Genomic DNA, 10,697 nt, shown 5'->3' on the forward strand with positions numbered 1-10,697 from the left:
GGCATCGATCTCGCCGCGCCAATGCTTGCGCATGGCCTCGGGCACTTTTGCGTAGCCGTAGCCGGGCAGGTCGACCAGCCGACTGTCGAGCGGCTCGGCCCCTTCCACTTTCAACCGCGGCAGGTCGAACACCACCATCAGCTGCGTGCGCCCCGGCGTCTTGGAGGTGCGCGCCAGCGCGTTGTGGCCGGTCAGCGCGTTCAACGCGCTGGACTTGYCGGCGTTGGAGCGCCCGGCAAAGGCCACCTCGGCGCCCTGATCGAAGGGCAGCTGGACGATTTCGTGGGCGGCCAGTACGAAGGTGGCGCCGTTCAGCGGATTGGAAGACATGAGGGGATAGCCCGCCGGGCGGGAAAAACGATGGTCGGGCAGTGTATGCGATACCGCGCCCCGTCGCGCGCTGATGCGGTTTGACCCGGCTCTCCCGAGCCCCTCATAATCTTTTGGTTGCGGCGCGTGGGGAAGCGCGCCCGATCCAGAAGCATCCCCCTTGGAGAGACTTATGAAGTTTCGGCACGCCGCCGCTGCCATCACCGCGATGCTCGTCATGAACATAGCCGCGGCCCAGACCGCAGCACCCGCCAAACCGGCCGCCGCGCCGGCGCCGGCGACCACCGCGGCGAAGCCAGGGGCGAATCCGGCGACCGATCCGGCCACGCCGGGCATGCCGACGAACGAAACGGCCACGGTCGCGCCCGGCGCTCCCGGCGGCGACGCGACGGCCGCGGTCAAGCCGGGCGATGCCACCACCGGCCAGGGCAAGGCCGCCGCTTGCGGTGCCTGCCACGGGCTGGACGGCAACTCGACCGACGCCCAGTACCCGCGCCTCGCGGGGCAGAGCGAGCAGTACATCGTTCGCCAGCTCACGGACTTCAAGGCAGGCAAGCGCCAGAACCCGATCATGATGGGCATGGCCGCGCCGCTCACGCCGCAGGACATGCACGACATCGGCGCGTATTTCGCCAAGCAGAAGCCGCTGCCCGGCGTCGCCGACAAGGCCCTGGTCGATCAGGGCCAGACGCTTTATCGCGAAGGCGATACCGCGCGAGGCATTCCCGCCTGCATGGCCTGCCATGGTCCGGACGGCCGCGGCAATCCGGGCGCCATGTACCCGCAGCTGACCAGTCAGCACGCGAAGTACATCGAAGCCACGCTGAAGTCCTGGCACGACGGTACCGCCTGGGGCGACGATGCCCACGCCAAGATCATGCCCTCGATCGCACAGAAACTGGACGAGAAAGACATCGCTGCGCTGGCCAGCTATATCGAAGGCCTGCACACGAACGAAGCGGCGGACGCACCCGCGACACGCTGATGGCGTTAAAGTTGGAAGATCGAACGGGCCCCTTCGGGCCCGTTCTCGTTTAGAAGGTTAGAAAAGGAATCCCGATGCGACTGCGCCTTCCCTTGCTCTGCGCCGCCCTGATCGGTCTGGCGGCCTGCGGCTCCGGTAACAACGATACCGCTGCACCCACCACGACTCCCCCCGCGGCTGCCGCCACGACGCCGACTCCCCCCGCGTCAGCACCGACGCCCGCAACGGCTTCGACGGCCGCGCCCGCCGCTTCCGGCAGCACCGCCGGCGAAGCCGCCCCCGCCGCCGCCCCGACGGCGGACGCCGACGACGCCAACCGTCCCGCCCCCAAGCCCTTCGTCGATGACGGCAAATGGGTCGAAGGCAAGAACTACTTCCGTATCGATCCCGCCCAGCCGACCAGCACGCCGGGCAAGATCGAAGTCACCGAGGTGTTCTCGTACGGCTGCCCGTTCTGCTACCAGTTCAACGGCCTCGTCGAGCAGATGGCCAAGGACCTGCCCCGTGGCGCGGTCATGACCTATACCCCGGCCTCCTTCCGCCCCGACGAGAACTGGCCGCTGATGCAGCGCGCCTTCCTCACCGCCCAGGCGCTCGGCATCGAGAAGCAGAGCCACGACGCCATGTTCGACGCGGTGAACAAGAGCGGCGAGCTGGGTATCCTGGACAGCACCTCCAACCGGCGCAAGCCCGAGACCGCGTGGCCGACCATCGACGATGTCGCGAAGTTCTACGCGAAGTACGGCGTGAAGCCGGAAGAGTTCGTCGCCACGGCCAAGTCCTTCACCATCACTACGAAGATGAAGCGCGCGGATGAACTCGTGCGGGCTTACGAGGTCGATGGGACGCCGGCGATCATCGTCAACGGCAAGTACCGCCTGTCGCCTACCAGCGCCGGTGGCTATCCGCAGGCCGTCGAGCTCACCCAGTGGCTCGTCAGCAAGGAAGCCGCGGGTAAGTAACCGCGTTCTCGACCTCTCCCGGAGATTTTCATGTTCAAGCGTCTCTCGTTCCTGTTCGTCGGCCTGACCCTGGCCACCGCCTGCTCGGCGGGTGGTGCCAATCCGGCCGCCGCCGGGGCCGCGCCCAGCTTTACCGACGATCAGTACGCCACCATCGCCGCGCCGGTGCGCCTCGATCCGAAGGACGGCAAGGTCGAAGTCGTCGAAGTGTTCTCGTACGGCTGCATCCATTGCTCGCACTACGAGCCGAAGGTCGAAGAACTGCAGAAGACATTGCCGAAGGGTGTGGTCTTCCATGCCATCCCGGCGGCGTTCAACGATGCATGGCTGCCGTATGCGCAGTCGTTCTACGCCGCACAGAAGCTGGGCGTGTTGCCCAAGACGCACGCCGCGCTGTTCCACGCCATTCACGACGAGCACTATCCGCTGCGCACGCTGGACGAGCTCGCGGACTGGTATGCCGCGAATGCCGGCGTCGACAAGGCCAAGTTCCTTGCCATCGCCGACAGCAAGGAAACGCATGACCGCATCATCGCCGATACCAAGCTGATCCAGGCCTGGGGCGTGGACGGCACACCGTCGATCATCGTCAATGGCAAGTACCGCCCCGCACAGTTCAAGGATTTCGACCAACTCAACGAGATGACCCTGTTCCTGGTCAACAAGGAACTCAAGGGCGGCAAGTAAGTCACTGAGCCGACGCCGATGCCCCCCGTTCACACGGCGGGGGGCATCCTCGGCAGTCACGGCCCGACGTGGTAACCATCGCGAAACCCATGACCCGCTCCTCGCCGAATCCGTCCTCCGCTCCCGAGCGCACCCTGCGCCTGCTGAGCTGCAACATCCTCGCCGGCGCCAGCGTCCAGCGTTACAGCGACTACGTCACGCGTAGCGTCAACGCCGTGCTACCCGGCCGATCGAAGCTGGCCAATCTCGATTCGCTGGCCGAGCTTCTCCATGAATTCGACGTGGTTGGCCTGCAGGAAGCCGACGCGGGGAGCCTCCGTTCCGGCTTCCTCAACCAGACCCGTTACATCGCCGAAGCGGCGGGCATGCCATTCTGGAGCCACCAGCCGAACCGGCCAATGGCCCGCGTCGCCCACTCGGCGAACGGCCTGCTCAGCCGCATCGAACCGGCCGAAGTCATCGATTACCCATTGCCCGGCCGAATCAAGGGCCGTGGTGCGCTTTTCGTAAGATTTGGCGAGGGCCCGGATGCGCTGGTGATGGTCGTGGCCCATCTTTCGCTCGGCGCGCAGGCACGCATGGGCCAGCTCGCCTTCATCGCCGAATTGCTTGCGCCTTATCCGCACGCGGTGCTGATGGGCGATCTCAATACCGAGCCGAACAGTCCCGAGATGCGCGTGCTCTTCGACAAGACGGCGCTGCAGATGCCGACCGTCAACACACTCACGTTTCCCAGCTGGAAACCGCGCCGCGCGCTCGACCATATCCTGACCTCGGCGGACATCAAGCTCGAACGCACGTGGACATTACCCCGTGCCTTCTCCGATCATCTGCCTCTTGCCGCCGAAATCCGCCTGCCCCTCGCTCTTGCCGAGGCAGCCGGCGCATCCCGACCGAGGTAACACGCGCCATGAAACCCAGCCTTCGCGCCGCCCTGCCCTGGGCCATCATCGTTCTGGTCGCCGCCGGCGCGGCGTGGCTTCGCTATGGCTTCATCGAGCCTTCGGACATGGCGCACGCCTGCGACAGCGCTGACGGCCCGTGGTGGTGCGCCACGCGTACCCTCGTCGTCGAGGGCTTCCTCAGCTATGGCTACGGATACGCGGCGGTGCTCATGGCACTTGTCGCCTTGTTCTGGCGCAATACGGCGGCAGCCGTGCTCGCCGCGAGTTTCGGCGTGATCGCACTGCAGCTCTACTGTTACGAGGGCGGCGCACTTGCGCTACTGATCGGCGCACTGCGACTGGTGCGCGTGCAGTACGACCGTCAGCAGGTTACCGCCGAAGCCTGACGGGCTAGTCGCGCCGCGCCCGGTACCAGGCCATCAGTACGGGCAACGCCAGGGCCAGGTTGAGCAGCATCCAGCCCCAGGACACGGCGTTCGCGCCCAGTTCCTGCACCACCACCGCGATACCCAGACCGGCGATCCAGATGCCCAGCAGTCGTTCTTCGACCAGCGGCATGAGGATGTCCTCACGCGTGCGCAGGACCGCAAGCAGCAGGAACCCCACGCACGGCAAGGCGAACAGGCCGATCGGGAAATCGCGATAGCGACCGTTGAACACCATCAGGATGCCGTAGAGCGCCAGTACGAACATCCAGAAAAACCGTTGCGGGGTAAACGCGTCCGACCAGACGATGCCCAGGCGACGGCGCTCGACAGGACGTGGCGCGATCGCCGCGGGGTTCACCGGCGAGGCCAGGCGTGATGCCAAGGCACGGGACAACGACAGCGCGGTCAGCAGCGCCAGAACGCCGACGATCACACCCGTCGCCCATTCCACGTTGTTGCGAGCGGAGAAAAGAAGAAGGCGTGCGTGGGCCGCCAGCGCCGTGCCGGTGGCGAAACCGGCGAGAACCAGGGCGAGCCAGCCCGATGCGCCGTGCCAGCGGCGCCGCACCGCACCCACGACGAGAAACAGCAGCGCGCCGACGCCACCGGCGCCGATGGCCCAGGTCCAGCGGGGCTCTTCGACGATCGGACCCTGCATGGCGAACTTCGGCTTGGCATCGGCATCGAAGATGCCCCAGTAACCGCCGACGGTGYCCTCGAGGTCACGCTTCCACGGCTGGTCGAAGGCCTCGATGACGTTGTAGGGCATGTCGACGGTGGCGGCGTAGTTGAGGAATTCGCGCATATAGCGCGCCTCGTTGACCAGACTCGCGCTCGCGTCGCGGCGCGTGCGCCCCTGACTCGGCCAACCGGTCTCGCCGATCATGATCGACTTGCCGGGAAACTCCTTTTTCATGGCCTGGTACACATCGGCGACGTGATGCACGGCGTCGGCCGGTGCTACGGGTTCGTCTTCCCAATACGGCAGGATGTGGATCGTGATGTAGTCGGTGTCCTTCGCCAGTTCCGGGTGTTTTTTCCAGAACTCCCAGACGTCGGCGTAGGTCACCGGGACGTCGGTCGCCGCATTCACGCGTGCGATGTGGGCGCCGAGGGCTTTCGGCGACAACTCGCCTCGCAGCAGCACTTCGTTGCCGACGACGATGCCTCGCAGCGTGTCGTGATCGCGACGCGCCGCATCCAGCGCGAGTTTGATCTGCTGTTCGTTCGCGACCGGATCGCGACCCAGCCACACACCCATCAACACCTTCATGCCGTAGCGCCCCGCAAGGTCCGGCACCGCTTCCAGACCCTGGTTCATCGCGTAGGTGCGCACGCAGTCGAAGCGCGTGGACAGGGCCTTGAGGTCCTCCTCAACGCGTTCGCGCGAGACAAAGGCGTGGGGGTCCATCGGGTTCTCGCCCTTCAGCCGGAAGGGCGCATACGAGACGCAGGCGATCCTCGCCGTGGGCGAATCCGGCAGCGGAATCGGGCGGCCGAGCGTCCACCAGTAGCCTGCACCAAAGAGGGCGGCGGCGATGAGGACGATCCATGCGAGGGGGCGCGCGAGGCGCGCGTAGGGCGTGATGGGCGGCATCCCGCTAGCTTAACGGGCCCAAGGCGTCAGGGCGATTCCAGACGGATGCCTTCGTTCATCCGACCTGCGCACCGCCTTCCCCTACAATCAGGCAGTACATCCCCCGTATCCCGTAAAGGAAGACCCGATGGCACTCGCCCCGGCAGCACGACGCGTCGATCGCTCCCTCCGCCTGCTGGGCGGACTCGCCCTCGCCGTCTGCGGGCTCGCCGTCAGCCTGTCCGCCCTGGCCAGTGGCACCGACGCCGAGCGCGCCCGCTTCCGGCAGGCCTATGCCGTCGCCCAACAAGGGGGTGATGCCTGGCGCTCGCAAGCGACGGGCCTGGAGGGCTATGTGCTCTTTCCTTATCTGGAAGCGGCATCGCTGGAACACGACCTGCGCACCCTCGACCGTGCCCCGGTAGATGCTTACCTGGCGCGCTACCCCGGGATGATTCCCGCCGCCGACCTGCGCAAGGATTTTCTCAGTGAACTGGCACGTCGCAAGGACTGGACGACCTTCAGTGCCATGTATCAGGCGGGCCTTGGTGATGCGCTGACCTGTTTTTCCTTGCAGGCGAAGCTATCGCGTGACGAGCCACTCGTCTTCGAACGCGATCTTGCCGACCTGTGGAAGAAGGCCAGCCTGCCGAATGCCTGCGATCCGGTCTTGTCGGCCGCCCACGACCAGGGACTGCTGACGCCCGAGCGTGTGTGGACGCGCATCCAGATTGCCGCGGATGCCGGCAAGGGCGGCACCGTTGCCGCGCTGGCGCCATGGTTGCCCGCTGACGACACGATCGCGGCCCAACGCATCGCCCAGGCCCTCAACGATCCGACCACTGCGCTAAGCGACGCCGCGAACTGGCCCGATACGCCGCGTCATCGGCAGGCCGTCACGCTCGCCTTGCAGCGCATGGCGCGCAAACAGTCCACCGTCGCCGATAGCGCGTGGAACTCGCTGTCCTCGCACTTCACGCTGAGCGAGCAACAACGCGGCGCGATCGAGAATGCACTGGCGCTGTTCCATGCCACGGACTTCGACGAATCCGCACTGGACCGACTGGCCGCCCTACCGCCTGGCGCACAGACCGACGCCACGCGCGAATGGCGCGTGCGGGTGGCGCTTGCACGGCAGGACTGGACCGCGGCGCTCGCCGCGCTGGATGCGCTGGGCGAATCCCAGAAGGACGACGGTGAATGGCGTTACTTCCGCGCCCTGGTCCTCAGCAAGCTCGGTCGTCAGGGTGAAGCCAAAGCGCTGTACCAATCGGTGTCCCAGGAAGCGACCTACTTCGGCTTTCTCGCCGCCGACCGTATCGACACCGCGTATGCCATCTGTCCCGCCACCATGGCGACCGACGAGCGTCGCGAGGCGGCGCTGCTGGCCGAACCGGGTCTCGACCGCGCCTTCGAGCTTTACGCCGTGGGCCTGCAGAAGCAGGGTCGGCGCGAATGGACGGCCGCCCTCGCCGGCCGCGACGCCGACACCCAGCGTCTCGCCGCCGACCTCGCCTTCCGCAAGGGCTGGTACGACCGCGGTGTCTTCGGCTTGTCGTCCGGCGATGCCCTGCGCCTCTACGAACAGCGTTTCCCGCTCGCCCGACAGGACGGCGTGGTCGAGCAGGCCAGCCAGGCGGGTATCGAGGCGCCCTGGGCTTACGCGATCATCCGCGCTGAAAGCGCATGGATGACGGATGCGCGCTCGGGCGCGGATGCCCGCGGCCTGATGCAGCTGCTTCCGGGAACGGCCTCCCTCGTGGCCAAACGGAACGGGCTTTCGTGGTCCGGCGGCGACAGCCTTTACGATCCGAGTACCAACATCGTGCTCGGCACGCGCTACCTCTCGCAGATGGCGGCGCGTTATAACGGCGCCCCCTGGCTGGCCAGCGCGGCGTATAACGCAGGCCCGAACAAGGTCGACCAGTGGCTCACTGCACGCGGCACACTGGATCCCGACCTGTTCGTCGTGAGCATTCCCTACAAGGAAACGCGCGAATACGTCGCTCGCGTGATGGCCTTCGCAGTGATCTACGACTGGCGTTTGACGGGCAATGCGTTGCCGATCAGCTCGCGGATGACCCGGATCGGCGCGGCTTATTCGCTGCCTTCTTCCGGCGCCCTGCGCAAACCGGTCTCGTGCCCCGCACCTGCCGCCGCCGTGGCACGACGTGGGCTGGACACCGCTCCCGCGGCGCCCGCCGTCATGCAGCCGGCGCCGGCTGCGGCGTCTTCGGCACCTGCCTCACCGGACGCCCAGCCATGACCTGCTTGGCGCCAGCCCCTTGCGGGCATAGGCTGGCTCCATGAAAACCCAACGGATCGTCATACTCGGGGGCACCGGCTTCGTCGGTGGCGCCCTCATTCCGCGCCTTGCCGCGGACGGCCATGAACTGATCCTGCTCTCGCGCAACCGGCAAGGCCGCCGTCATAGCGTCGTCGGGCGCAACGTCACGGTGGCCAGCGCGGATGTCTACGACCCTRCCACCCTGCGCCGTCACATCGCCGGGGCCGACGCTGTCATCAACCTCGTCGGCATCCTGAATGAGAGCGGCCGCAACACGTTCGAACGTGCGCATGTAGGACTGACACGCCTGCTGGTGGAGGCCTGCCGCGATACCGGCGTGCACCGCTTCCACCAGATGAGTTCGCTCAAGGCAGGTCAGGGGCTCTCGTCCTACCTGCGTACGCGAGGCGAAGCCGAAGCGTTGGTGAAGGCCTCCACCCTCGACTGGACCATCTATCAGCCGAGCACCATCTTCGGACCGAACGACGGCCTGGTCTCGCGCTTCGACAAGCTCCTGGCGTTCGTCCCGGCGATGCCGCTGCCCCGCCCCAACGCAAAGATCGCGCCTGTCTACGTGGGCGATGTGGTCGAGGCCATGGCGCGGGCCGTCGCCGATCCGACGATCTCGGTGTTGCGCACGTTCGAACTTTACGGCCGCGAAACCTGGTCGCTGATCGACGTGGTGCGCGCTATTCGCGACGCGCGCGGTCGTCGTCGCTGGATCATTCCCATGCCCGATGCGCTGGGCCGGCTGCAGGCGCAGTTCGCCCAGTTCGTGCCGGGCAAGCCGTTCACGCCGGATAACTTCCGCACGCTGCGCACCGACTCGGTCGGCAAGGTCGACGGTCTCGCCCAGCTCGGCATCGTGCCGCAGTCGTTTTCCGCGTGGCTGCCTCGCCTTCTCGGCCAACCCATTCGCCAGCGTCGGCTGGACGAAGCACGCGCGCGACGTCGCCCCTGAAGCCTCCCATGGACATCTATCTCGTTGGCGGCGCCGTCCGCGATCACTTGTTGGGCCGCCCGGTGGTCGATCGCGACTGGGTCGTTGTCGGTGCTACGCCCGAAGACATGCTATCCGCCGGCTACAAGGCCGTGGGGAAGGATTTCCCCGTCTTCCTTCACGGCGATACCAAAGAGGAATATGCGCTTGCCCGCACCGAGCGAAAGACCGGGCGCGGCTACCACGGCTTTGCATTCCATGCCGACCCGGGCGTCACCGTGGAGCAGGATCTCGAACGTCGCGATCTGACGATCAATGCGATCGCCCAGCACGAGGACGGCAGCCTGGTCGATCCCTTCGGCGGCGTCGCCGATATCGCCTCGCGTACGCTGCGCCACGTGTCGCAGGCGTTCGTCGAGGACCCGGTGCGCCTGCTTCGCGTGGCTCGTTTCGCGGCCCGTTATGCGCCGCTGGGTTTTCGCGTCGCCGATGAAACCATGGCATTGATGCGACGCATGGTCGACGACGGCGAGATCGACCATCTGGTGCCGGAGCGGGTCTGGGCGGAAACGCGCAAGGCGCTGAGCGAACCTGCGCCGTCCGTCTTCCTGCAGGTGCTCCGCGAGAGCGGCGCGCTACGCGTGCTGTTTCCGGAAGTGGATGCGCTCTACGGCGTGCCGCAGCGACCGGAGTTTCATCCGGAAGTGGACACCGGCATTCACATCGAACTGGTGCTCGACGCCGCCGCGCGGCTCGCGCCCGGCGACGCGCTGGTGGGCTGGTGTGCGCTCACCCACGACCTGGGCAAGGCCTTGACGCCGCCGGATGTGCTGCCACGGCACATCATGCACGAGCAGCGCGGTGTCGAACCCGTGCGGGCGATCTCGGCGCGATTGAAAGTGCCGGTGGAATACGCGTCGATGGCCGAACTGGTCTGCAAGCACCATCTCAACGCGCATATGGCGTTCGAGCTCAAGCCCGCGACCATCCTGCGTCTGCTCGATGCCGTCGGTTCGCTAAGGCGGCCGGAGCGTCTGGAAACGTTTCTTCTTGCCTGCATGGCCGACAAGCAAGGGCGGCTGGGTAGCGAAGAGGCGCCCTATCCGCAGGCGGATTTTCTACGGGCCTGCCGCATGGCCGCCGCCGCGATTACCTCGCAGCCGTTCGTCGAGAAGGGGCTGCAAGGTCCCGCCATCGGCGAGGCCATGAAAAAAGCCCAGGCCCACGCGATCGCATCCGTCCCGAAGCCCGCCGCCACCCCGCTCCTGTAGGAGCCGATTCATCGGCGAATGGGTGCTTGCCAAACCCTGGCCCGCTGCCGCGGGATCGCCGATGAATCGGCTCCTACACAAACTGGCCCGCTGCCGCGGGATCGCCGATGAATTGCAGTGGTCAAGCTTTTCTGGACACCGGTGTAGGAGCCTGAGCCGCCAGTTGCTCGAAGAGCACTGGCGGGATGTCGTTTAGTCGCGAGTGTTGCCGTTCTAGGTTGTAGTAGATCAGAAAGTCGGTCAGCTCCTTCTCGGCCTCGGCGATAGATGCGTAGCCTCCTTCAGGTACCCACTCGTACTTGAGCGTCTTGAAGATCCTCTCGATC

11 protein-coding genes are annotated in these 10,697 nt (G+C 66.3%); 8 read left to right on the forward strand and 3 right to left on the reverse strand.

Features of this window, described 5'->3' with window-relative positions; all coding sequences use genetic code 11:
• Positions 1-330, reverse strand: a 330-nt coding sequence (locus AC1DT2_RS09210) for a GTP-binding protein (RefSeq protein ID WP_477295954.1), incomplete at its 3' end; no start/stop codon positions are given.
• Between the two features lie 172 nt (positions 331-502).
• Between AC1DT2_RS09210 and AC1DT2_RS09215 the strand changes: the two genes are divergently transcribed.
• The 5 genes from AC1DT2_RS09215 to AC1DT2_RS09235 all read left to right on the forward strand — a co-directional run bounded on the left by AC1DT2_RS09215 (position 503) and on the right by AC1DT2_RS09235 (position 4,255).
• A complete protein-coding gene (locus tag AC1DT2_RS09215) occupies positions 503-1,315 on the forward strand; it encodes a c-type cytochrome (protein WP_477295955.1) in 813 nt (270 codons plus the stop codon).
• Positions 1,316-1,389: 74 nt separating this feature from the next.
• Positions 1,390-2,277 (forward strand): thiol:disulfide interchange protein DsbA/DsbL, encoded by an 888-nt coding sequence (locus AC1DT2_RS09220; protein WP_477295956.1) that lies wholly within the window; start codon positions 1,390-1,392, stop codon positions 2,275-2,277.
• Positions 2,278-2,307: 30 nt separating this feature from the next.
• On the forward strand, positions 2,308-2,964 hold the full coding sequence (locus tag AC1DT2_RS09225) for a thiol:disulfide interchange protein DsbA/DsbL (protein ID WP_477295957.1): 657 nt from the start codon (positions 2,308-2,310) through the stop codon (positions 2,962-2,964).
• Between the two features lie 89 nt (positions 2,965-3,053).
• A complete protein-coding gene (locus AC1DT2_RS09230; RefSeq protein ID WP_063573255.1) occupies positions 3,054-3,866 on the forward strand; it encodes an endonuclease/exonuclease/phosphatase family protein in 813 nt (270 codons plus the stop codon).
• An 8-nt stretch (positions 3,867-3,874) separates the two neighbouring features.
• Positions 3,875-4,255: a hypothetical protein gene (locus tag AC1DT2_RS09235; protein WP_477295958.1), complete on the forward strand. Its 381-nt coding sequence runs from the start codon at positions 3,875-3,877 to the stop codon at positions 4,253-4,255.
• A 4-nt stretch (positions 4,256-4,259) separates the two neighbouring features.
• Here AC1DT2_RS09235 and AC1DT2_RS09240 read toward each other — a convergent pair whose 3' ends face one another.
• Entirely contained in the window at positions 4,260-5,894 is a 1,635-nt protein-coding gene (locus AC1DT2_RS09240; protein WP_477295959.1) for a glycoside hydrolase family 17 protein, read from the reverse strand.
• A 127-nt stretch (positions 5,895-6,021) separates the two neighbouring features.
• Between AC1DT2_RS09240 and AC1DT2_RS09245 the strand changes: the two genes are divergently transcribed.
• The 3 genes from AC1DT2_RS09245 to AC1DT2_RS09255 are packed head-to-tail and all read left to right on the forward strand — an operon-like array spanning position 6,022 to position 10,371.
• Entirely contained in the window at positions 6,022-8,139 is a 2,118-nt protein-coding gene (locus tag AC1DT2_RS09245) for a transglycosylase SLT domain-containing protein (protein ID WP_477295960.1), read from the forward strand.
• Positions 8,140-8,179: 40 nt separating this feature from the next.
• Entirely contained in the window at positions 8,180-9,121 is a 942-nt protein-coding gene (locus tag AC1DT2_RS09250; RefSeq protein WP_477295961.1) for a complex I NDUFA9 subunit family protein, read from the forward strand.
• An 8-nt stretch (positions 9,122-9,129) separates the two neighbouring features.
• The gene (locus AC1DT2_RS09255; protein ID WP_477295962.1) at positions 9,130-10,371 is read left to right on the forward strand and encodes a multifunctional CCA addition/repair protein; all 1,242 of its coding nucleotides are present in this window, start codon (positions 9,130-9,132) and stop codon (positions 10,369-10,371) included.
• A 121-nt stretch (positions 10,372-10,492) separates the two neighbouring features.
• Here AC1DT2_RS09255 and AC1DT2_RS09260 read toward each other — a convergent pair.
• The coding region (locus AC1DT2_RS09260) for an integrase core domain-containing protein (protein ID WP_477295963.1) at positions 10,493-10,697 on the reverse strand (205 nt) is incomplete at its 5' end.

The organism is Luteibacter sp. P4_E6 (genome assembly GCF_056401535.1).